This is a genomic window from Vibrio sp. EA2, from assembly GCF_033042495.1.
Lineage (GTDB): Bacteria > Pseudomonadota > Gammaproteobacteria > Enterobacterales > Vibrionaceae > Vibrio.
Genome location: NZ_JAWLID010000008.1, coordinates 62,890 through 86,965 on the forward strand (window position 1 = coordinate 62,890; position 24,076 = coordinate 86,965).

18 protein-coding genes and 1 pseudogene are annotated in these 24,076 nt (G+C 41.0%); 9 read left to right on the forward strand and 10 right to left on the reverse strand.

The window, feature by feature from the left end; genetic code table 11:
* Positions 1-118: 118 nt before the first annotated feature.
* Positions 119-1,129 carry a LacI family DNA-binding transcriptional regulator gene (locus RXX31_RS16265; protein WP_317590654.1) on the reverse strand — a complete coding sequence of 337 codons (1,011 nt, stop codon included), beginning with the start codon at positions 1,127-1,129 and terminating at the stop codon, positions 119-121.
* A gap of 426 nt (positions 1,130-1,555) precedes the next feature.
* Between RXX31_RS16265 and RXX31_RS16270 the strand changes: the two genes are divergently transcribed.
* From RXX31_RS16270 to RXX31_RS16295, 6 genes are all read left to right on the forward strand, one after another.
* Positions 1,556-2,359, forward strand: a complete 804-nt coding sequence (locus RXX31_RS16270) for a TIM barrel protein (RefSeq protein ID WP_317590656.1) — start codon at positions 1,556-1,558, stop codon at positions 2,357-2,359.
* Positions 2,360-2,406: 47 nt separating this feature from the next.
* On the forward strand, positions 2,407-3,303 hold the full coding sequence (gene iolE / locus RXX31_RS16275) for a myo-inosose-2 dehydratase (protein ID WP_317590657.1): 897 nt from the start codon (positions 2,407-2,409) through the stop codon (positions 3,301-3,303).
* 209 nt (positions 3,304-3,512) lie between these two features.
* The gene (locus RXX31_RS16280; RefSeq protein WP_317590658.1) at positions 3,513-4,523 is read left to right on the forward strand and encodes a Gfo/Idh/MocA family oxidoreductase; all 1,011 of its coding nucleotides are present in this window, start codon (positions 3,513-3,515) and stop codon (positions 4,521-4,523) included.
* Positions 4,524-5,360: 837 nt separating this feature from the next.
* Positions 5,361-6,266, forward strand: coding sequence for a sugar phosphate isomerase/epimerase (locus RXX31_RS16285; RefSeq protein WP_317590659.1), 906 nt, complete (start codon positions 5,361-5,363; stop codon positions 6,264-6,266).
* A gap of 1,063 nt (positions 6,267-7,329) precedes the next feature.
* Complete coding sequence (locus RXX31_RS16290; RefSeq protein ID WP_317590661.1) at positions 7,330-8,784, forward strand: sugar porter family MFS transporter; 1,455 nt, start codon at positions 7,330-7,332, stop codon at positions 8,782-8,784.
* A gap of 219 nt (positions 8,785-9,003) precedes the next feature.
* Positions 9,004-10,044 carry a LacI family DNA-binding transcriptional regulator gene (locus tag RXX31_RS16295; RefSeq protein WP_317590662.1) on the forward strand — a complete coding sequence of 347 codons (1,041 nt, stop codon included), beginning with the start codon at positions 9,004-9,006 and terminating at the stop codon, positions 10,042-10,044.
* 95 nt (positions 10,045-10,139) lie between these two features.
* Here the strand turns inward: RXX31_RS16295 and RXX31_RS16300 are convergent, their stop codons facing one another.
* Both RXX31_RS16300 and RXX31_RS16305 read right to left on the reverse strand, forming a co-directional pair.
* The gene (locus RXX31_RS16300) at positions 10,140-10,961 is read right to left on the reverse strand and encodes a sugar phosphate isomerase/epimerase family protein (RefSeq protein WP_317590664.1); all 822 of its coding nucleotides are present in this window, start codon (positions 10,959-10,961) and stop codon (positions 10,140-10,142) included.
* A gap of 922 nt (positions 10,962-11,883) precedes the next feature.
* The gene (locus RXX31_RS16305) at positions 11,884-12,789 is read right to left on the reverse strand and encodes a LysR family transcriptional regulator (RefSeq protein WP_317590666.1); all 906 of its coding nucleotides are present in this window, start codon (positions 12,787-12,789) and stop codon (positions 11,884-11,886) included.
* Between the two features lie 136 nt (positions 12,790-12,925).
* Here RXX31_RS16305 and RXX31_RS16310 point away from each other — a divergent pair, with 136 nt between their 5' ends.
* Together RXX31_RS16310 and RXX31_RS16315 are read left to right on the forward strand one after the other, a co-directional pair.
* Positions 12,926-13,345, forward strand: a complete 420-nt coding sequence (locus RXX31_RS16310) for a CidA/LrgA family protein (RefSeq protein WP_317590667.1) — start codon at positions 12,926-12,928, stop codon at positions 13,343-13,345.
* Entirely contained in the window at positions 13,346-14,044 is a 699-nt protein-coding gene (locus RXX31_RS16315; protein WP_317590668.1) for an LrgB family protein, read from the forward strand.
* Positions 14,045-14,196: 152 nt separating this feature from the next.
* On the opposite strand, the gene RXX31_RS16320 is transcribed toward RXX31_RS16315, so the two are convergent.
* The 3 genes and pseudogenes from RXX31_RS16320 to RXX31_RS24845 all read right to left on the reverse strand — a co-directional run.
* Positions 14,197-14,436 (reverse strand): hypothetical protein, encoded by a 240-nt coding sequence (locus tag RXX31_RS16320; RefSeq protein ID WP_317590669.1) that lies wholly within the window; start codon positions 14,434-14,436, stop codon positions 14,197-14,199.
* 335 nt (positions 14,437-14,771) lie between these two features.
* On the reverse strand, positions 14,772-15,428 hold the full coding sequence (locus tag RXX31_RS16325; RefSeq protein ID WP_317590670.1) for a LysR family transcriptional regulator substrate-binding protein: 657 nt from the start codon (positions 15,426-15,428) through the stop codon (positions 14,772-14,774).
* Between the two features lie 60 nt (positions 15,429-15,488).
* Positions 15,489-15,659: pseudogene (locus RXX31_RS24845) on the reverse strand (LysR family transcriptional regulator); the annotation flags it as partial.
* A 98-nt stretch (positions 15,660-15,757) separates the two neighbouring features.
* Between RXX31_RS24845 and RXX31_RS16330 the strand changes: the two are divergent.
* Positions 15,758-16,714, forward strand: a complete 957-nt coding sequence (locus RXX31_RS16330) for a DMT family transporter (RefSeq protein WP_317590671.1) — start codon at positions 15,758-15,760, stop codon at positions 16,712-16,714.
* Between the two features lie 322 nt (positions 16,715-17,036).
* On the opposite strand, the gene aspA is transcribed toward RXX31_RS16330, so the two are convergent.
* From aspA to putA, 4 genes are all read right to left on the reverse strand, one after another.
* Entirely contained in the window at positions 17,037-18,470 is a 1,434-nt protein-coding gene (aspA, locus tag RXX31_RS16335) for an aspartate ammonia-lyase (RefSeq protein WP_317590672.1), read from the reverse strand.
* 202 nt (positions 18,471-18,672) lie between these two features.
* Complete coding sequence (gene putP / locus RXX31_RS16340) at positions 18,673-20,166, reverse strand: sodium/proline symporter PutP (RefSeq protein ID WP_317590673.1); 1,494 nt, start codon at positions 20,164-20,166, stop codon at positions 18,673-18,675.
* 66 nt (positions 20,167-20,232) lie between these two features.
* Positions 20,233-20,922 carry a 1-pyrroline-5-carboxylate dehydrogenase gene (locus tag RXX31_RS16345; RefSeq protein WP_317590674.1) on the reverse strand — a complete coding sequence of 230 codons (690 nt, stop codon included), beginning with the start codon at positions 20,920-20,922 and terminating at the stop codon, positions 20,233-20,235.
* Between the two features lie 2 nt (positions 20,923-20,924).
* Positions 20,925-24,071, reverse strand: coding sequence for a bifunctional proline dehydrogenase/L-glutamate gamma-semialdehyde dehydrogenase PutA (gene putA / locus RXX31_RS16350; RefSeq protein ID WP_317590675.1), 3,147 nt, complete (start codon positions 24,069-24,071; stop codon positions 20,925-20,927).
* Between the last annotated feature and the right edge of the window lie 5 nt (positions 24,072-24,076).

Consider the following 24,076-nt stretch of genomic DNA (forward strand, 5'->3'; position numbering starts at 1 on the left):
CCTCAAATATGAGCGGATAGTTTTATCCACTGTCTTGTGATAGATAAGAATTACAGTTTTACAGTGTTTATTTTTACTAGCCAGATGAGTTAGTTAGGTTGATTACGTCTAATACTCATTAAGTCAGGTTTTCTTCCGTTATAATTCTGAACGCGACTTTGCCATCATTGTAAATGTCGGGAGAGTAGCCATTTTGTAAGTGGTTAAACATAATATCGAGCGATAGCTCTGCATGCTGCTGAGCATTTTGGTCTAGAGCAAAAGAAAGTGTGTTATTTTTTAATAGTTCTTCCGTGGTATTGTAAAGCTCATGCGTTATGAAGGCACAAGAACCTACTTTCCCTGCATTCGATAGCCAATTACCTATCGTTTGGTTTCCTGCTCCTGAATTATATATACCAATAACTTCTCTTTTATTTTGTTGACTTAAAAGGCGCAGTATCGTTTCCTTGTCGTCATCGCCATATAAAATATCACTTAATGTAATGGTGTCCCGTTTACTTATCGCGTCCTGGAAACCTTTCATTCTTTGAATATGAGCCTGGTAGTCAAATCGTCCACTGAGCAGTATGATTTCGCCTTGATTCGGAATCATTTTAGACATTAGGGAAGCGGCCGTCCTGCCAATCTGATACTGATCGATCCCGACATGACAGAGCCTTTTACTTTCAGGCAAGTCGGTAGCAAGGGTGATAACAGGGGTTCCATTAGAGTGGCACTTTTCTAACGCTTGATAAATGGAGTCATTGTCATTTGCAAATACGATTATACCGTCATACTTATCAGCGCTATTCTCTAGGTGGTTGGCAAGCTTTTCAGGCTGGCTTTCAGGTACTAAGCTGCAACGCAACCGAACATTGCGATACTGATGCCCTTGAGCGACTTTACTAAAACCTTGCATTAAAGATTTGAAAAATTGTGAAGGATTCTGACTGAGGATTAGTTCTATCCTCCAGGGGGCTTGGTATATTTCCGGCAGTGTACGTTTAATCCCCAACTCCTTGGCTGCTGTAATGACTTTCTGGACAGTTTTTGGAGATACTCCTCCTCGTTCGTTTAGAACTCTATCTACGGTAGCAATTCCTACCTGCGCTTTTTCTGCAATCACAGCAAAAGTTGATTTCTTCATAACTCTTTAATACATACACAGCAGTGGTTTAGTGGTTCAAGTGTACTACTAGATGAATATCCAGTGTGCCTAGCGCTGACAATACGCTAGCTCTCCTTAAATTTCTAGAATTTACTCTCCGTCACAACTCAATTGAATAATTAAACAACATATAGCTTAGCCTACTCGTTCATAAAAAGCTCTGGAATACAGGTTTATAACAAGTCAACAAATACATGGCGAACACAAGTCACATTTACGAAAGATGGCTAATTGACTTGAAACTGGATCACATTTCATTGATGAAAACCCATCAAAACATAAGTATCAAAAACGATATGATCTCGCTACTATTTCTTTGTCGACATTTACTAAGATTCTTACTTAGTTAGCCGCATATAATATTTAATTTTAATACAAACGTGAAATTATAACGAGGTAGTGAACATGACCACCCAAATTAAATTTGCTTTAAATCACATGCTATGTCCAAAAGTATCGGCAGAAGCTCTTATTGATTATGCGGTACAACTCGGGCTGGATGCTATCGAATTACGTAATGACGTAAACGAGAATAGCCTGGTTTCTGTTGAGCAAGCTCAAGCGGTTGGCGCTAAAGCAAAATCTGCAGGTGTTCGAGTTCTAACTATTAATGCGGTATACCCATTCAATGTGTGGGATAACGAATTAAAAGAGAAGGCAGAAAAGTTGGCTGAATTGGCTGAAGCTTGTGGCGCTGAAGCGCTTGTACTATGTCCTTTGAATGATGGAAATCAACGTACGAAGGAACAAGTTAAAGAGTCATTAACTCACCTTAAAACCATCTTTGATAAACATGGAATTAAAGGCTATGTCGAGCCACTAGGCTTCCCTATCTCATCCCTTCGCACCAAAGCTGAAGCGGTTGAAGCAATTAAAGAGCTTGGCTTCGAAGATACGTTCAAAATCGTACACGACACGTTCCATCACAAAGGGGCTTCTGAAACTGAACTCTTCCCACAACACACAGGTCTAGTTCATATCTCCGGTGTTGAAGATGAAGACATCACATTTGAAGAAATGCTAGATGCACACCGTCTTATGATTAATGCTCAAGACCGTTTGGATAATGTTGGCCAGATCAAACAGTTGCTTGAAGCAGGTTACACGGGCTATTTCTCATTTGAACCATTCTCTGCGCCTGTTTGGGATCTACCAGACCACGTTGCAGCAGCAAAAGAAAGTATCGAATTCATCCTTGATCGCATTTAACCCATTATTAACTTGTTAATGGTGGACTCTATATTGGGAGGCCTTTAATGGACAAAAATAAAGTAAAACTTGGTGCAGCGCCTATTGCATGGACGAATGACGACCTACCAAGTTTAGGAGCAGAAAATACATTTGCACAGTGCGTAAGTGAAATGGCTTTGGCTGGATTCACCGGCAGTGAAGTAGGTTGTAAGTTCCCTAAAGATACTAAAGTACTAAAAGAGAAGCTCGCGCTTCGTGGCATCCAAATTTGTAATGCTTGGTTTAGTACTTTCTTTGCCGATGGCAAAGAAGAACAATCTATCGCTGAATTTGTTGCGCATATGAATTTCTTACATGAAATGGGTGCAAAAGTTATTGGTTGTTCAGAGCAAAGTGGCAGTATTCAGGGTACGGAAAAAGCAGTATTTGAAGAGAAGCCGCACTGGACTGATGAAGCGTGGCAACGTGTCGCTGATGGCTACAATAAAATTGCTGAGCTTGCAGCAGAAAAAGGCATGAAAGTTTGTCTGCACCATCACATGGGGACGGGTGTGCAAACCCCTTCTGAGATAGACAGATTTATGGAGATGACTAACGATAATGTTGGCTTGCTCTTAGATACGGGTCATATTTACTACTCAGAAGGTAAGCAAGAAGCCATCCTTGAAGTTCTGGATAAATATGTTGCGCGTATTCCACACGTTCATTTAAAAGATATTCGTGATGAAAAACGTCAGCAAGTGATAGAAGAACATCGCTGTTTTCTTGATGGCGTTCGTTTAGGTGCTTTCACCGTTCCTGGTGATGGTGTCATTGATTTTAAACCAATATTTGATGCGTTAGATAAAGCTGGATATGAAGGCTGGATGGTTATAGAAGCAGAACAGGACCCTAGCGTTGCAGATCCACTAGAGTATGCACAAAAAGCGCGAAAATATATCCGAGACGTTGCTGGAATTTAAAAATAACTTGCTTCTTTCCATATGGGATAAGTCACTATAACTTATTTCGTATAAAGGTAATTATTAACTATTTATCTTATTAATCAGTGTCTGGGTAAATTATATTATTTATATGGAAAACTTATTTTTATTAATTTAAGTAATAAGTTTCATTATTCAGACAACTTTTTAGTATCTCTATTTTAAATGAAATTTAAAGGACGAATATCATGACTTTAAAAGTAGGTGTGATTGGTTTAGGTGCAATCGGCAAAGAACATGCGAAAAGAATTCATAATCTTCTACAAGGTGCAGAAGTTGTTGCGGCTACTGATGTGGATCCGGAAGCAGTAAAAGCATTTTTGACCGAAGAGAATATTCCAGCTGAAGTTTACGCTAATGGTCAGGATCTGATTAACTCAACAGACGTCGATGCTGTTGTTGTCACCTCTTGGGGACCAACGCACGAAGAGTTTGTTCTAGAGTCGATCAAAGCAGGTAAACCGGTATTCTGTGAAAAACCACTCGCTGATACTGCAGCAGGTTGTAAGCGTATTGTTGAAGCTGAAATGGCTGCAGGCAAAAAACTAGTGCAGGTTGGTTTCATGCGTCGTTATGATGCGGGCTACAAACTGCTTAAAGCTGCTATTGAAAATGGTGATCTAGGTGAGCCGTTGCTAGTACACTGTGCTCACAGAAACCCTGAGGTCCCAGAAGCTTATTACGGCGATATGCCTTTCTCGGATACATTCATCCATGAAATCGACGTATTACGCTGGCTAGTTGGTGACGATTATAAATCTGTTCAGGTTATCAATCCGAAACGAACTAAATACACGCATTCGAAGCTACAAGATCCACTTATGGTCATCGTAGAAACTCGTGGTGGCATTCATATTGATGCAGAAATTTTTGTGAACTGTCAATACGGCTACGATATCCAATGTCAGGTAGTAGGGGAAGAGGGGATTGCTAATCTACCAGAACCAATGAGCCTATCGACTCGTAAAGATGCAAAACTTTCCACTAGTATTCTTACTGATTGGAAAGTCCGCTTCTTCGAAGCATATGATGTAGAGCTTCAAGATTGGATCGATTCTACAAACGCCGGAGAAGTCAATGGTCCAACTGCATGGGATGGTTACTTTGCAGCTGTTACTTCCGATGCATGTGCTGAAGCACGCGTTTCAGGCAAAGTTGTTGACATCGATATGCCGGAAACTCCAGAATTTTACAAGTAACACTCAGTTAAATTTACTATTGCATAGAATGGTAAGTAGTCGGTTTTAATACGATTCTATCGTTATTTTCCCGATAGTATTGAACTTACTTTAGTCGCAATCCCTCAATTTTATTTGAGGGATTTTTTGTTTATAGGAAGTATCTTGGGTTATTCGAAAGTGTTAAGGATGACTAATACTGTCTCAATTAATGAAAGCTGGTTGCTTAGGATATAATCCCCACTCGGTGGTATATCCTAAGCTAATTGGTAATGACGTTATAGCTTGAGTTTTGAGACGTGTCGTGAGTATGGCTGAAATCGCTAAGAGGTATCACGATTATTTTTGCCAACGTGAGTTCGTCTGTGTAGTGCTATACAAGACTATTTAAGATTGAACGCCAATCTTGAGCAAAGCTTAAACTATAGAATAACTCTAAGGTCAATCGGACAAACTAAAAAAGATGTGGATTTTGGGACTAGCTTGGGGCTCATACTGTTTGTGGATGGAAGTTTGATTTGCTCGAACTCTGTTTAAATTGATATGAGTATGATCCATATCTCATAGTGAAATATAAATTTCAATTAATTGTTTAAATGAAATTTATATTATCTATAATAATTGTATTGCTGAATCAGAAACGATAATTCTGTACTCATAGAGTTCCAAGTAAATGTGAATATAGTACTACCCTAAACCTAACAACATAGGGCAACCGAATCCGATTTAGAACACTAAAAACGAAGGATTTACAGTATTGCCCAAACAAAAAAGTCGAGCAGTAATGAAGTAAATGTACCGTAGAGTGTAAGTCAGGTATGATTGAAATTTTTGTTCCAAAAGAATGGAGTTTATAAAATGAAAATAGCGTTTGATGTTGATGTGCTAGCAAAACAAATGAGTATTCCCGATATGGTTCATAAAGTCGCTGATTGGGGCTATAAGTATATCGAGCAGTCACCTCATCCCCGAATCAATCCTTTTTATAAACACCCGCTTATGTCTCGTGAGTGTGAAACTGAATATAGAAAAGCATTGGCTCAAGCCGGCGTAGAAATTTCTTCTTTCATTACCGTATACCGTTGGTCTGGCCCTACGGAAGAGCAACGTAAACACGCAGTCGCTAACTGGCGAAGAATGGTAGAAATCGCTGTCAACATGGGTGTTGAGGTAATTAATACTGAGTTGTCAGGTGATCCTAACCAGCAAGAAATTTGTAACGGCATGTGGTTCCGTTCAATGGATGAGCTCTTGCCATTGTTTGAGAGAGAAGGGATCCGTGTTGAAGTGCAATCTCACCCATGGGATTTTTGTGAACTGAACAACGAAACCTGCGATATGGTTAAATCCTATCGTTCAGACAATTTAAAATACGTTTATTCGGCACCTCACGGTTTCTTCTATGATCAAGGTAAGGGTGATGTTCGTTCAATGATGGAATACGCCGGCGACGACATGACTCATGTTTTGTTTGCCGATACGTTTAATCAAACTTTGGACTGTCGATATATCGCAAACCCGCCTTGGTTGAATAATCAAGGCCGTGCAGATGTCGCAATTCATCAGCACTTAGCCATGGGCGAAGGGGACGTGGATTTCCCAACACTTTTCCAAACCATGAGAGACATGGATTTCGCAAACAAAAAGCCAGCAGTTGGTGGTGACACCATCGCTTGTGTTTCTTACTTTGGTTTTCCAGAGAAAATGGATGTACAAGCGGTGGAAGCAAGAGAAAGATTAGAACGTGAGTTACTAGTTAGATAAAGCAAATAATTAAAAAATTTAAGATGCTCTTTGGAACCCCATGACATGGCGAGGGTTTCATTGAGCATCTTTTTTCCCTGAATCAATCATAGGCCAGATTTTGCCTGGTTATTCTATATAACTATCTCCCTCTAAGCGATTGTCTAAATCCAAACTCACCTCGTTTTAGTTTCTATAGCGCTTGCTGATTTAGTACGGAATATTTTGTCCGAGCACTACGTTTTGCGTCTAGGTAATTTTAGCTTTCTTCCTATGAGGAAGCAGTAATTAACTCGTATTTTATCTCTACTCAAATGGTGATGAACTTGGCGGCGAAGTCTTTATTTTTATTAGTTTGGGAAACCAAAGGTAACGTTAGAGTGCACAACATCACTTTTGATGATATATATTCTACATATAATTTAATTTGAAACATAAATTTCACAATTATACCAACTAGTGACTTATACCGTAATAAAGCACATTGTTAACTACAATGTGTAGTATCATTTTATCTGCCAGATTGCTTCCATTTGAGAGCGAAGTTGTTCACTTGTCTCTGATTTGATGTTTAACAAAACCTTAGCATCTATAGCGTAAAAATGACGGTATTTAGTACTTTTTAGGTCTATGCCCCTCAATAAAAATTTCTTAATTATCTGATAGTTAAAGTTTTAATTAAAAATGATGGCCTACATCATTTTTAAGATGTAATTGTTGATGGTATTGATGTGAAAGGTTGTTAATGAATTGTTATGAGACCCATGTCACGGTCTCATTATGGTTTATCGCTTAGATTTGTTTTGTGAACAGATGTTTTCATTATGTTTATTGAGTAAAATTAATGTTTCACTATGATGTAAGAATGTGTAAGGACAAAGCAACCTAGTCAGAAGTAATCGCTATCGATAGCTGAACAGCCAACCAGTTATCGGTAATACCACGCATTGACTCTGACATATAAGGTTGTCAATTGAGCTGAATACAATATAGAACGAGTTGCACTTATCACCTAAATAAAGTGAGTGGAGCTAACCGAATCCAATTTTAAAAATTAAAAAGCTTGATCTTTCAAGGAGGATGTATGTCTGCAATAAGCGATGTATCAAAGCCTGTTATATCACAAGAGTACAACGTTAGGTACGTATTATTAATTTGTAGTATTGCTGCACTGGGCGGCTTATTATTTGGTTATGATACTGCCGTTATTTCTGGGGCTATCGGACCGATAAAACAATACTTTCAACTCGACTCATTCGGTGTCGGATGGGCAGTATCTAATGTCGCTATTGGCTGTATTATCGGTGCGTTAGCATCGGGTAGAATTGGCGCTAAATACGGTCGTAAGCGATCACTAATTTTTGCGGCAATTTTGTTCACAGTTTCTGCTGTTGGATCTGCACTTGCTGACACCTTCTTTTGGTTCATTGTATTTCGTATGATCGGAGGACTCGCTGTCGGGTTAGCTTCTTCCATCTCTCCTATGTATATATCGGAAGTTTCGCCAAAAATCGTTCGTGGTCGAGCGCTAAGCATGCAAAATTTCGCCATTGTTGGTGGTCAAGTGGTAATATTTATTGTCAACTACTTAATCGCTAAAGGTATGGCTGAAACATGGTTAGTTGATACTGGCTGGAGGGTGATGCTCGGTTCAGAAGTTATTCCTTGTATGTTATTTCTTGTTGCTTCCTTGATTATTCCTGAATCTCCTCGTTGGTTAGTTATGAAAGGAGAGATGGCGAAAGCTGAGAAAATTCTTACTCGTATATTTAACGCGGAAAAAGCGAAAGAAAAGCTTGTTACTATTCAAGAATCAATCGTTGATGAACGCGTCAGCAAGCAAGCCGACAGCAAGCAGTCCGTAGTACGTGAGAAACATTTTTGGTTTTTTGTCTTTCTTGCATCAGCCATTGCGATTTTTCAGCAAGCCAGTGGTGTAAACGTCATGATGTACTTTGCACCTGTTGTTTTAGAAAAAGTAACAGGAAATGCAGAAATTTCTTTATTCCTAACCATCTGGGTTGGTGTTATTCAACTTATCGGTACATCAATTGGTTCTTTATTGATGGATAAAGTGGGTCGTGTTCCTCTTCTTAAGGCTGGTTCTATTGGCGCGACAATTGGCCTATTACTCACATCGTACTTCATCTATCAATCAAATGGTCTAGTGGGCGAAGCTGCAATTCAAATGGGCTACTGGACGTTGTTCGGGATGATGGTCTTTATGATTTGTTTCGCTTTTTCTTGGAGCTTGGGCGCGTGGATTGTAGTTTCGGAAGTTTTTCCAAATAGAATGCGTTCGTTAGGCATGTCATTTGCTATAGGAAGTTTATGGATTAGTAACTTCTTTGTCGGACTTTTGTTCCCAATTATGAACGATAACGCTTGGTTAAATGAGCATTTCAATGGTGCGTTCCCTATGTGGTTCTTTGCTTTGAGTATGGCGATGTCTTATTTCTTTATTGTTCGCTTCCTGCCAGAAACTAAGGGCGTTTCGTTAGAAAAAATGGAAGAGCACATATTAACGAATAATGCATAAACATAACTAACAATTATCGATATTTAGCGCTAAAATTATTGAAACCTTAGCGCTATTTTTTTCATGATTATCCAGTGGATTTTTAGTATGGTTTGGGCAATATTTCCTGCTACCTCTCTGCATGATGAAGCTAGTTGCATAAAAGTGGATGTTTGACTCAATATCATTTCAACGGTAGTGAAGAGTTACCCTTATAACCACTCTTAATAAAGATATTTAATGAAGAAGAATGCACCCAATAAAAGAGTCACAATAGCTGATCTTGCTATGCATGCAGGTGTCAGTACCGCAACGGTTGATAGGGTACTCAATAGACGTTCTACGGTTAGACGTCAAACAATAGAAAAAGTATTAGCCTCTGCGGAGGAGCTTGGGTTTAGAGCAACTCGGTTGGTCGAAACGGCCTTAAATGACACCTATCTAGAGAAAAATCTTGCGGTAATACTTCTTTCCCAAAAACAGCATTTTTATAAAGTGTTGGGTGAAAGCATTCAAAATGAGGCGTACGATAAGTTTCCACGTTGTAAGGTGAAGATATTTTATTTGGACGACTTAAACCATTTAACTTATACGACGCTACTCTATCGAATATCAGGTTCGTATGACACTATTGCAGTTGTTGCTCCTGAACACCCCCTAATTATAGAAGCCATAGATAAACTCGCTAGCAGTGGTGTAAATATCGTGTCGTTACTTAGTCAGTTAAATACTAATGAACAGATATATCATCTTGGTATAAACCCTAATGTAATGGGGAGGCTTGCTGCCTGGTATATTCATCATATGGCTAATGATAATGGCTCGGTTGGCATTATATCTGGAAGTAAACGGTTCCAGTGTCAATCTAGGTATATGATCGGCTTCCATTCTTATTTTGACGAATATGCTCCTGATACTCAAGTGATCGAGTCAACAATGAGTCTTGAAAATTACTCTCTTGCTATAGAGTCAGTAGAAGAGCTTCTTGTTTGTAACCCGGATCTTTCAGCTATTTATTGTGCGGGAGGAGGGAGTGAAGGTGTGATTGAAGCGTTAAAAAACCATCGAAGTGAAAAAGAAATCTTTACGGTTTGTCATGAACTGACTGATGTAACAAGAAACGCTTTGAACGAAGGTTTCGTTCACACTGTATTATCAACGAGAAAAGAACAACTGGTTGAGCAACTATTTAAAGTCGTATATAAGTCAACAGTGGATGATGGCTCTACATTAAGTTCTGAATCTATATTTATCGATAGTTATTGTCGAGAAAATATATAAAGAAAACTGAGTTAAATACAATGTATAAAAAACCGTGAAAACTGGGCACTTAGTTTTCACGGCAAGATTGTTTTAAATACGATTAAGCTAGAACATTAACCGATATACTTTTTCATATTATCAAAACACTGTTGGGCAATATCGTATAAGTCATATTCCCAGTGCTTCGGACTCAGTAGTTCTGCTGACCACATGCCATCATAACCCGTAGCCTTAACTGCATCGACCCAAGCTTGAATATCGATATCACCTTCTCCCGGCATATAACCACGCTGAACGAGTTGATCCCAACCTTCGCCTTCATATGGTAATCGACCGTCACAGAAGTGAACACCATAGATGAGGTTTTTATCTAATTTTGCGATGTCTTCTGGTTTAGACCCTGTTGCCCATAAATGCCAAAAATCAATGACCATACCAACGTTGTCACGACCTAAGCGACGAATCACTTCAAGCCCCTGTTCTAGAGTGCGGAACTTAGTAAAAGCAATGACTTCTATTTGGTAGCGGACGCCATATTCTTTTCCGATGTCAGCAATTGAACCGATGTTCTCTGTCATAATATCCATGATTTGATCATCAGGAAGATGGTCAATGCCATTTAACGCAAGTATTTGTACCGTTGGACAGTCAAGTTCGGCGGCCGCTTGTGTTAGTCGTCTTGCTTCTTCGAGCATTTGCTTACGTTCTACGTCTTGATGCCGTTCTATAGAAAGAAGGGCATTGATACAACCAGCACTTAAACCATAGCCATCAATGACGTCCTTCAATTTTTTGTTTGTACCGCCGTTATCTTGGTAGCTAATAAGCTTATCGCCTAGGATTTCTAAGCAATCATAACCAATGTCATGCGCAATGCGGGCGTCAGTAATAACATTACAGCTTTTAGTGGAAATGCCATGTAGAGCTTTTAACATAAGGAAGTCCTTGTATTAGGTGGAAGTTTAACTAGTGTATTTGCATATCCTAAGAATTGATAAATTTAGACTTTTAGTGCTTTCATGAACAACGCGGATACCTCTCAATGTATACCGGTCCTAAAGTCAAACACGTAGTTCAACATTGTCTTACTTAAGCCAAAGAGTGTTATTAGGCTTTATATTTTTAACTTCAAGGGTAACTGTTTAAAAAACATAGTATTTTAGATACAGACTATACTGTTACAGTGATTATGCCTTTAAACGTTGTGATACATACAACTAAGTTGTTATATGTTCGGATACAAACAAAAGTGTAGAGTTGTTTATACTAGAGCCTATCGTTAGTATATATTTTGGATTTTTTATTTCAATTGATATTGTTTGTGAAACTTAAATTTCATTCTTGTAGTGTGAGCTAGGTGCTAGATCTAAGGATAAAAAGATAAAAGTCCTTGAAATAGACAGCAAGTATTAGGTTGCTTGAGGTTTCACGAACAGGTCATTCCAACTATTGTCAATTCTCTGGTGGCTTGAATTACCATTTGATTACATATAGATAATTTAACTAGTGGATGTGTGCTTGATATCGAGTTGTTCTAATTTACTGGGTAGAGTTCTCAACGCCTTATCTACTATACGAATATAACCTCGAGATGCTTGGTTTAGCGAGAATGACTTGGCTCTCAGGCGCGGCAATGATATGCAGATCTAGTGGTTATAAATCAAAAAGCGTTAACAAAGGCTGTGAGTCAAGACAATTCGTCCTTCGGGAGCGTGACACTTACACAATTTCTGCGTCAAATAACTTGAAAAGAGCTTACTATTCCGATGCATTATATCCCTTGAACTAGTATCAGTGATAGGGCTCCGAAATCTGCATCTTGAAGTCATTTGGGTATATAATATTCATTTCTTTAGTTTAAAGGATAGGTGTTTTATTTGTTTGGATCGCTTTTTCTTGTTTACATAGCTCGATCCAAGCTGTCGCTGTTTTTGGGATATACCGCTCTGAATGCCAAATGAGGCCTAGCCGCCAGTCCATTGAGGTTGAAATGGTTTTTACCAAAACTTCCGTGTCGAGGATTCGGTGGCATAGTGGCTGTGGAAGAAAGGTAATGCCACTGCCATTTTTGACTAGTGCAACTAAAAAGTCCCATTGACTACTTCGTGCTGAAATCTGAGGGGTATATCCGGCTTGGTGGCAACGCTGAAGGATATATTCGCTGAGAGTGAAGTCTTTAGTATACATATAGAAGGGTTCATCTCTTATATCATGCCAAGAAACCAAGTCGTTGTTCTGCCACTTGGCATTATTTGGTACAATCGCTTGTATTTGGTACCTATCCAAAGGTAGAAATGTAATTGCATGATCGGTATGCGTCGGTAACATAGTGATCGCAACATCCATTTCGCCATTTATTAAAGCTTGCTCTATCTTTCTTCCCCCATACTCTAAGATGGTTAATTCTACTTTAGGATACAGTTGTTTATAGCGACGTATTATTCCCGCATAGAGATGCCCAACCATAGGTGGAATTCCCAAGCGAAGATGACCTCTCTCTAGATGATTCAAATCATCCAGCTCAGCATTAAGTTGTTCCATCGTATCAATTACTTGTAATGCTCTTGCGTAAACGATTTCCCCTGCATCGGTTAACCAAAATCTTCTTCCATCCCGCTGAATCAGTGGCTGGTTTAACGATTGTTCTAAGTTTCTAATCATCTTGCTGATGGTTGGTTGAGTAACAAATAGAGCTTCTGAAGCACGCGTGAAGCTTTGATGTTGAATCAATGTTACAAAGTAACGTAAAGCTTTTATATCCATTTGGGAACCTCAAAAATCCTAACTAAAACCCTATCATTCCATATTGGCATACTTTTAATAATTATAATTCATTTTATGAAGGTCGTAGTGGTCTCTATAATGTGATGACGTTCAAAGATATGATGCGAGGTGGGTCATGGTAAGGTGCTTTCTTACTGTTTTACAGATAGTTGGTTTGTCACTGATATGGCTGGCAGGAGATTATTTAGTCAGACAGTTTCATTTACCCATACCTGCTAATGTAACGGGGATGTTATTGCTTTTGCTGCTTTTGTCGGCTCGAGTCGTTAATGTTAATTGGTTGCGTGATGGGGCAACTTGGCTGCTGGCGGAAATGTTACTTTTTTTTGTACCTGCAGTGGTGGCCATTGTGAATTACCAATCTTTAGTCGTACATCAGGGGCTGAAAATTTTTGCGGTGTTGCTGAGTAGTACCATTATTGTTATTGCAGCTACGGCGTTAGTCATTGACCGAGTTTATCGATTTGAGCTAAAGCTTGCGCGCCGCAAACGAAGTTGTAATCAGAGCCTTTTAGCAAAAGATATGGAGTCTTAAATGGAGGTATGGGGGCAATACGGAGTCGGTCTTTTTTGTTTGGTTATGACACTAATATTTTATTATTTCAGCAAGTATTTTTACCGACGCAAGCAAAATATTTTGTTAATGCCATTATTTCTCGCTCCGGTTTTATTAATCATTATGGTGGTGGTGTTCAAAATTCCTTATAACTCATACATGGAAGATTCTCATTGGCTAATGTGGATGCTAGGCCCGGCAACGGTGGCATTTTCTATACCGGTGTATGATAACCGTGAGCTGATCCGACGACATTGGTTATCTATGGTGGTTGGCGTATCCATCTCAGTCATCGTGGCTGTCACAAGTACAGTGATGCTAGCTCGGTTATTTGATTTATCTGAAATGCTTCAACGAAGTTTAGCTATGCGTTCAATAACAACCCCTTTTGCTGTTGAAGCATCCAAATTAATTGGTGGGCAAATCGACTTAACCGCATTATTCGTGGTAATGAGTGGAGTCATAGGTATGGTAGTGGGGGAGTCTATATTGACGGTATTGTCTATTCGTTCTCGACTGGGTAAAGGGGTGAGTTTGGGAGCATCAGCTCATGGAGCTGGCACTGCGAAAGCATTTCAGTTTGGCAACACTGAGGGAGTCATTGCTAGCATAGCAATGATGATAGCAGGAATGGTTACTGTATTGATTGCCCCATTACTTGGCTATATTTTTTGGTAAGTGTGGTTGGCACTATTGCACTTACCAATTCAAAGCTTAAAAGTTGTGACAACATTTTGTTTCTTGATTGACCTATTTTATCGGTCAAGCTTCTTAACAGTGTGAGCACACTATTTGAATACACTAAACATTAATCTTACTAATAAAGCCCGTCAGTCGAGAAACCAGTTGGTAGCATAAATCACTAGAATTACTAGAGTGACGATAAAGACTAGTATCATTGCCATCTTTTTCATGTAGCTTGACCTATCAAATACAATGCCTTCTTCTTCCCTGACCCTCGCCTCTTCATCAAAATGCCATTTAATTGCTAAATAGCCTCCAATACCTAATATAATAAGCTTAAAAGCTCCAGCAAAGTACGGAAAAAAGTAAGCCCAACTACCTTTCATTATCTATCTCCATCAAATTAAATATCGATTTTGCGTTAGCATAATCTAAGGTTCATGTTTAATGCGCAACCAAAGTTAGGCGTTCTAGCTAGCGTAAGTCTACTGATAGCACTAGCTGTCCACAACTCTCTTTTCAATACCTACAGTTATTCATGAGTTTCTCAATTAGTAAAGCCACTGGCTCACTTTTGTCCAGAGGCGCGTTGATGGGGCATGTAATACAGAAATTCCCATTTCAATTTAGACTTATTAATCATGACGTTACTGAATATCGACATTTGCCCTAATATTACTAATATCTGTGACTATGCAACTAAACGGTGTCTGCTTACTCACTAGCTATTCATAACGTCACTCGTAACTTTCTTTTTAGCCAGAGTTAGAAATGCTTTTACAGCAGGACTGGTCTGCTGTTCATTAATTACGACCATACCAATCTGTCGTTCTAGTGTTGGTGTTAGCGGTTTCTGTACGACATCCATCATCACTGACTTGGGTAAATCTGAAGCGGCAACAATAGATACGGCTTCGCCTCTAGCAACAATATCAAGCGTGCTAATCAGTTGAGAGGTGCGATATTGAATTTGAGGTTTGAGGTTCTGAGAACTCAATAATTGAGTGACAAGCTCGGGAGAGCCTACTTCAGCTAATACCATCGGCTCTTTACATAGTGCTTTAAGACACACCTTTGGCTCTTTGGCTAATGCATGATGTTTGGGAACAAGGGCTACTAATCTGTCGGTCAATAAATGGAATGCATCGTGCTCGGGTTGAGGTAGCTGCAGAATACCGATATCGATACGGCGTTCAATGAGCCATTGGTGAATTTGCTTGTTCGACCCTTCTTCAACAAAAACATCAATGTTTGGGTACTTTTCACGATACGCTTCTAAAATACTTGGCAAAATATGAATGGTTGAACCAGGGTCAAAAGCGCCGATTTTGACCGTTCCTTGTTTCATCTGTTTCACGCCCGTCGCTTCTTGGCGCATCGTTGCCTCCAGGCTCAAGATAGTGCGTGCTCTCTCTAATAATCGCATTCCAACGTAGGTAAGCTCAATGCGACTCTGATTTCGTAAAAACAGCTTAACTCCTAACTCATCTTCCAATGTTTTAATCGCATGAGAGACCCCAGACTGTGAAATGCTAAGTTGTTGTGATGCGCTAGTAAAACTTGAACAGTTAGCAAGAATTGAAAAGATTTTGAGTTGGGAAAAAGTCATAAATAGCTATGAGTAAATACTCATTTCCTTGTGAGGATACATATAAATTATCATATCAAAAATGAACGATGTTTAGCTGATTAATGTGGATGGATATTATGAATAATCGTACGGAAAGTTATGAGTTCGCTCCTAATGACGACTTACTTGCAGTACAAACACGGTCGCCACTGGTTAGTTGTTTACAATTAGCGTTTGTCGCAATGGTTTGGGGGGGAACACTCGTTGCGGGGAGAATGCTTAATCCAGAAATTACACCTTTGATGTCATCTTCAATTCGGTTCGCTCTTGCAAGCCTGACGTTATGCTTGTTTTTGATAGTGAGCGGCAAAGGGTTTATTAAGGTAACGTTGAAGCAAGGGTGCATGTTGATCATCCTTGGTACTTGTGGTGTGTTCGCCTATAACCTGTTTTTCTTTTCAGGCCTGCAAACGGTAAGCGCATCGCGAGCTTCGTTAATTATGACGCTAAGCCCCGCAATTATCGCAATAGCATCGGTGTGCCTCTATAAAGAAAGGCTCACTAAAAATAAAACGGTAGGTATAGCGTTAAGCTTGAGTGGCGCAATGCTCGTTATTGTAACTAAATCATCCTCATTAAATGAGATCATGACCACAAATATCGGAGACTTGTATATTCTAGGGTGTGTTTTGAGTTGGGTAGCATTCACCTTACTAGGTAGAAGTCTGATACAAAGTATCGGCTCGTTTTTTACTATTGTTTACTCTGTTATAACAGGTGCAGTGATACTATTGACGGTTACTTTGCTAACTGGACAATTTAACTCAGAATTTATTCAAGAGTTAAGCGTGAATGATCTCCTTAGTCTCGGCTATTTAGGTATTTTTGGTTCAGCAATAGCGTACGCTTGGTATTACATGGGAGTTGAATCTATTGGTGCTACCAGAGCCAGCGTCTTTTTAGCGCTAACACCCGTCACAGGAGTATTGACTGGAAGCTTGTTTCTTGGCGAAGAAATGACAAATGTTTTGATTTTCGCGGGAGGACTATCTGTGGTAGGAGTCACATTGTGTAACATACCTGAGAAGGTTTGAAGATATAGGTTTGGTGACTAATTTCAACCAATAGCTATTTCATATACTGTTAAATAGAAAGGGAGCTTGTGCTCCCTGAAAAATGAATATTAATTGCTTTAGAGGTAAGAAACAGCACCAACTATCAGGCTTAATTGACATAGTACGATCCTATAGTTTGGTGTCTAATGCTCCTTCAATCTGGCAATGCTTTCCCTATGCAGACTTTGTGATACCCAGCTTTTTCGAATACTTCACTGAAACTAGAAAAATTGGCAGCGATGACGAAGGGTATAATACCGAAAAGCAATTAATCAGAATTAAAGAAATTTATTTATACTGATTATGCTTGAGTAATGGTTGCCTTATATTTCGGGTAAATGAGGTTATTCATGGAAAATATTTCATTGATTTGCGCTTCAGTTAATAAGTTTTTCTCTATGACCACCTCTTTTACGTTACGTCCGGTTTCAATACAGGCTTTACCTACAGCATCACCTAAATGATGGCCAATATATGGATTTAAGTAGGTCACTAAGCCGACGGAGTTTAGTACATAGTTTTCACAAACTTCTTTATTGACCGTAATGCCTTTCACGCATTTGTTTGCAAGAGAAATACACGAGTTATCGAGCAGGTTGATAGATTCAAATAACGACTGGCAGATCACAGGTTCCATTACATTCAATTGAAGCTGTCCTGCTTCGGCCGCTAGAGTGACGGTCGTATCGTTACCTATGACCTTAAAGCAAACTTGATTCACCACTTCTGGAATTACGGGATTGACTTTGGCGGGCATAATCGATGAGCCAGCCTGAACTTGAGGCAAATTGATTTCGTTTAATCCCGCTCTTGGGCCAGAAGAGAGCAGCCTAAGGTCATTACATATTTTAGATAGCTTTATCGCTAAGCGTTTTAATGCGCTATGGACAGTGACGTATGCACCGCAGTCTGAGGTCGCTTCAATTAAGTTTTCTGCAAGTGTACAGTCATAGCCGGTAAGATCAGCCAAGTGTTTTACTGCGAGCTCCTGAAACCCGTCGGCTGTATTTAAACCCGTACCAATCGCAGTACCACCTAAGTTAACTTCAAGAAGCAGCTTGGTTGAGTAACGAAGGTTTTTAATCTCTTCATTTAATAAGGTGCTAAAGGCCATAAACTCCTGGCCAACAGTCATAGGAACCGCATCCTGAAGCTGAGTTCGCCCCATTTTTATTACGTCATAGTATCTAAGACTTTTTTCTTTCAATTCGAGCTTTAAATATTCGACAGATCGAATGAGTGTTTCTACGCGTTTATAAAGAGCAATTCTTAATCCGGTAGGGTAAGCACAATTGGTCGACTGGCCCATATTCACATGATCGTTAGGGCTTAGTTTATGATAATCGCCTTTTTTGTTCCCCATCAGCTCAAGTGCAACGTTGGCGACGACTTCATTGACATTCATATTAATCGACGTTCCCGCCCCGCCTTGGTACGCATCGGTGATGAATTGATCTAGCCAACTGTCATTGCCTAAGATCTCGTCGCAGGCTTTGACGATATGTTCACCTATAGCGGTTGGTAAGGAGCCAAGTTCCATATTCGCGATTGCCGCCGCTTTTTTCGTACAAACAAGGCCATAGATAAGATCAGGCATGTCTGATATTTTTTCGGCTGATATTTTGAAGTTTTCAGATGCTCTTAATGTGTGAATACCATAATAAGCGTCATTGGGAATGTCCCTGACTCCGAGCAAGTCTTCTTCTTGTCGAACTGCACTGCTTCCTTTCATCATATTCTTTACCTAAAAATGTAATTGTGTCGTTAGAATTTACTGTTGAGCTGAGCCTTAATTTTATGGATAGCGGGGATAAAAACTTGCAGAAAACTCTTGTGTATTTGTAGAAATATGGGGATTAGGAAATAAAAAATGCCGCTTGTTTAAATACAAGCGGTATTAAAAATAATGAACATTATTTGGATGTTTTTGCGCGATATTAATCTAGTTCTACGAGTAGTCGCTTATAGGTTTCATGCTGCTCGACGACGGCTTCATGCGGTTGTTTTGTTAGTATGCTCATAGATACGCAGGCTAACGTAGATAAGATAAATCCTGGCACAATTTCATAGACGTCAAACCAACCGCCAGTTAGCTGTTTCCAAATGACGACAGTGACGCCGCCGACAATAATGCCTGCGAGTGCGCCGTTTCTGTTCATTCGTGGCCAATACAAACTGAGCACAATAACAGGACCAAATGCCGCGCCAAAACCTGCCCACGCGTAAGAAACGAGACCAAGAACAGAGCTGTCTGGACTAAGCGCCAATAATAGCGCCAATATTGAAATCGCAACCACAGCAAGCCGACCAATTTTCACAACGTCTTCTGATGTGGCATCTGGCTTAAATATCTGTTTGTAGAAGTCCTCTGCCAATGCCGACGATGACACCAAGAGCTGAGAGTCGGCAGTACTCATCACTGCGGCTAAAATTGCAGCCAGAAGGATACCCGCCATCACCGGATGGAAGGTTACGTTGACCAGTACCATGAATATTTTTTCACTGTCGGCTAAAGGTGTGCCAACGGTATTCGCCTGATAAAGCAGGCCCACCAGGCCTACAAGGATTGCACCTATCATTGAGAAAAAGGTCCAGGTTACCGCAATGCGGCGCGCGGTAGTCAGATCCTTATTTGAACGTGCTGCTTTAAAGCGAGCCAGAATATGCGGCTGGCCAAAGTAACCTAATCCCCAGGCCATAAGTGAAACAATGGTAATTGCACTTAAAGGCTCCCCAGACGTGTTGTTCCACAAAGTGAGTAGTTCAGGGTTGATAGAGGCAAGATCGTATTCCATTTGTGAAAAGCTGCCGTTCATCGCTGCAATTGGCACAACCATCAACGCTGCAGCCATAAGAAGTCCCTGTACCAAGTCTGTCCATGAAACAGCAAGAAAACCACCAAAAAGCGTGTATGAAATGACGCAAATCGCGCCAAGTGTGACAGCGTATGTATAGTCTAGTCCAAAGACCGTTTCGAACAATTTTCCTCCTGCGACAAGGCCAGAACTGGTGTAAAAGAGGAAGAACAGTAGGATAAAAAACGCAGAAATGGTCTGAATCAATTTAGATTTATCGTGAAAACGGCGGGAGAGGTAGTCGGGGATGGTTAGTGATTCCGTTGTAATACTGTATGTTCTTAACCGTTTCGAGCTAATTAGCCAGTTTATCCATGTGCCTCCCAGCAGACCTGCAGCGAGCCAGATAGATTCAATCCCTGCAGCGTAGGCATAACCAGGTAGACCTAGAAGCAACCAACCACTCATGTCAGAGGCTCCGGCAGAAAGAGCAGCAGGCCAGGGACCTAATGTGCGCCCGCCCAAGAAGTAATCACTGGAATTTGATGTACGTAAGTAAGCCATGAAACCAATGGCAAGCATTACAATTAGATAACTAATAAACGTTGACGTTATGGCGAAGGCGTCGTCTGTCATAATACTATCCTCCATGATAGTGGGTAAGCGCTCTCTTTGTTAGTTTTTCTGAAAGCGCTGAAATGATTAATGGGTCGTGTTGCCAAGTTCGAGTAAAGTCGCGTTACCACCAATGGCAGTGATATTAATGGAACGTACTTTTTCAGTGATAAAACGCAATGCAAGCATTGGATCTTTTGAATGAAGAAGCGCTTCAAGGTCGGTTTCTGCGACTAGACTAGTAATTGCATTTGGACGCATTGATAGCGCTTCATTTATTTCAACCGTCTCAGAAGCGTTACCGATGAAAACGAAGCTTCGTATGTCGTGGGTAATTAACTCATGATAGCCATCCTTAGGGATGAGGCTCACTAGGCCTTCAGGCAAGAGCTGCTGATATTGATATTCTTGCAAGGCATCTTTTACCCATAGATTATTACTGCAGATGATCACGCTGTTACCTGTCGCCAGAAGGGCTGTCACCATTGCCATAAAGGCCATTTGGCTATTTGCTTCATCCGAATCGATTAGTAAAACGCTTACTCCCCGGCCTTGGGTATAGAGTTCATTCGTCTCTCCAGTTGGACTCACCAATGACTGCGTCGAAGCAATGGATAATTCGGCGTGAGTGAGGTGGTACTGCAATACGTTTTGTAGTGCTTTTGGCAACTGACTTCCTAAACCAACCAGTTTCTCTTTTCTTAGCGTAAAATCCGTTAAACTCCATTGCCCAAATGCAGAAGAAGAGGCGCTATAAATATCTAATAGAGGTTTCATCTTCACTCTCCTTGTTTGTTTGATGATGAGCTAATAGGGTCATACTTCACTTGTGTGAATCTATACAGATAGTTCGGGCCTCCAGCTTTAGGCCCTGTACCGGACAAACCTTGACCACCAAATGGCTGAACGCCGACTACCGCACCCACTTGGTCTCGGTTGATATAACAGTTGCCAACCCTGGCATGTTTCTCAATCCATCTGTAAGTGGTCTCATTTCGGCTGTGTATGCCAAGTGTTAGCCCATAGCCCATCGCGTTAATCTCTGCCACCAGTTGCGGAAGTTGATTCGCTTTGAAGCGAACGATATGCAGAATAGGGCCGAAGTTCTCCTCTTTCAGAATCGATAAGTTGGAGATTTCGAACGCGGTTGGAGTGACGAAATCGCCTTTTTCACATTGAGCATTCAGTGGAAGCTGTTTAACCAGGCGTTGTGTTTTGTTCATCTGGTCGATGTGGCTCAGTAGTTTATTTTTGGCTTGGCTATCAATTACAGGGCCCACGTCTGTTTCGTGTAGGTAGGGTAGCCCAACCGACAGTTCATCCATCGCACCTGATATCACTTCGATGATGTGGTCCGCGATATCTTCCTGAATACATAAAACACGCAATGCAGAGCAGCGTTGACCTGCGGATGCAAATGCCGAGCGAAGTACGTCTCTTACAACCTGTTCGGGCAGGGCAGTACTGTCGACGATCATGGCATTTTGTCCGCCCGTCTCAGCAATCAGAGGTACGGGTTCCACAGATCTTTTGCACAGTGACTGATTTATTCGCATCGCAGTCTGTGTTGATCCCGTAAAGGCCACGCCTGCGATTCTTGTATCAGAAGTCAGGGTGTTGCCTACTTCTGCTCCTGTTCCGGGTAACAGCTGGAAAACACCATCCGGGAAGCCTGCCTGTTTGATCAATTCAGTCGCTTTCGCGGCGATAAGCGATGTTTGCTCTGCGGGTTTCGCAATGACGGTATTACCTGCCATTAGCGCAGCAGTTACTTGCCCCAGGAAAATAGCCAGAGGGAAGTTCCATGGACTAATACACGCGAATACGCCGCGACCATGACGGCTCACGGTTTGAACCTCGCCGTTGAAACCGGCAGTATTTGACGTCAAAAATACGTGCTTTTGATTCGCATAAAAGCGGCAAAAATCGACGGCTTCACGAACTTCATCTATTGCATCATGGATAGTTTTACCTGCTTCTTTATGACAGATAGCTACCAGTTCAGCCATATTTAGCTCAAGTAAATCCGCCAATAAGTTTAAGTGACTTGCTCTTTCCTCTACCGGGGTACGCTGCCAGGCTGGAAATGCCGCTGATGCTGACTCAATCGCTTGTTCAACATGCGCTTTGCTCGCATAGATGACACTGCCTGCTTTAATTGTTCGGTCATAGGGCGCGGTAACAGTAACTTCGTCTGAACCTGATGCAACTAAATTTTCATACAAGGATTTGCCACCGATAATCGGGGCGGCCGTCCACTCTTTTTCCATATGTACCGCGACATCGGTTTCAAAAGGCTCGCGTTCGCTATCAATATCGATATTGATTCCGGTCGAGTTCTTTCTATCAGGGAAAATATCAGGGGGTAAAGGTATCGCTTTATTGTCAAAAGACGGCTTTTTAAGTAATTGTTCAACAGGGTGTTGAGTTAGCAGCTCTGGTGGGCAGCTTGGGTCAACAAGACGGTGCACAAAAGAACTGTTTGCTCCGTTTTCTAGCAGGCGGCGTACCAAATAAGGAAGGAGATCTTTGTGGCTTCCTACCGGAGCGTAAATACGTACATTAGAGCCGTATTTTTTCATCACGTGGTTATACAGCGCTTCACCCATACCATGCAGGCGCTGGAATTCATACTGGCTCTCTTTACCCATAACTGCAATTGCGGTAACGGTTTGAGCATTGTGACTGGCAAACTGAGGGTAAAGATTGCGGTTAACTTCTTTACTCAGAACAAATCGAGCGCAAGCCAGATAAGAGACATCTGTCCCTTCCTTATGGGTAAACACTGAATAATTGTCATAGCCACCTTGCTGGGCCAATTTGATCTCACTGTCCCAATACGCGCCTTTCACTAACCTTACAGGAATCATATCGCCCTGATCTTCAGCCAGTCGGTTCAACCAGGCGAATACCGGAAGCGCACGTTTAGCGTATGTTTGTACAACAAGGCCGAACTGTCCCCAGCCTTTTATTACCGGGTGTTGGTAGAGTTTTTTGAAAAGTCGTAACGACAGTTCAAGACGGTCCATCTCTTCTGCGTCAATAGTCAGAGGAACTTCAAGCTCTCGGGCTCTTTTTGCCAACGTAAGCAGGGTGGAGAAGAGTTCGTCCATAACTCGCTCTTCGTTTGCTACCTCGTAACGTGGGTGTAGCGCAGACAACTTCATTGAGATGGAAGGAAGGTGGCCTTCATGCTTTTCCTGCTTACCAATCGTTTCGATCGCCGACATGTAATCCTGAAAGTATTTTTTGGCATCGTTACTTGTCAGTGCGGCTTCACCGAGCATATCAAACGAAAAATCAAAGCCTATTTCTTGCTGTGGTTTCCCATTTTTCTGTGCTTCCGGGATAGTGCGACCCAGAACAAACTGTCGGCCAAGAATCGCCATCGCTTGGTTCATCGCCAGACGAATCATCGGTTCAGACAGTTTATTGACAAGTTTTGAAATCGCTTTAACCGGTGTGGTCGACTCTACCTGTTCTAAGTTACAGATTTTTCCTGTCAGCATCAGGCCCCATGTAGAAGCGTTGACGAAAGCAGAATTGTTGCCTTTAAGGTGGGACTTCCAGTCTGCAATGGCTAACTTATCACGGATTAGTGCATCGGCTGTTTCTGCATCTGGGATTCGCATCAAAGCTTCGGCGAGGCACATCAGTAAGATACCTTCGTGTGTATCTAAGCTGTATTCCAGTAGCAGTGCATCAATCATTTGAATTGATGTTTTATCGGCACGAATTGCGCGAATCAGCTGATTCGCTTGTTGCTCCATTTCAGTCTTTTCTGATTTTGACGGGGTCGCCAGAGGAATGAGCTCCTGCAAAACTTTAGTTTCATCAGGCATATAAAGCGATGAAATAATCGCTTCCAATTCATCAAGGGGCTTTTCTGTCATCCCTGCGCCCAGCAGTTCGTTTGCTTTTAACATTTTAG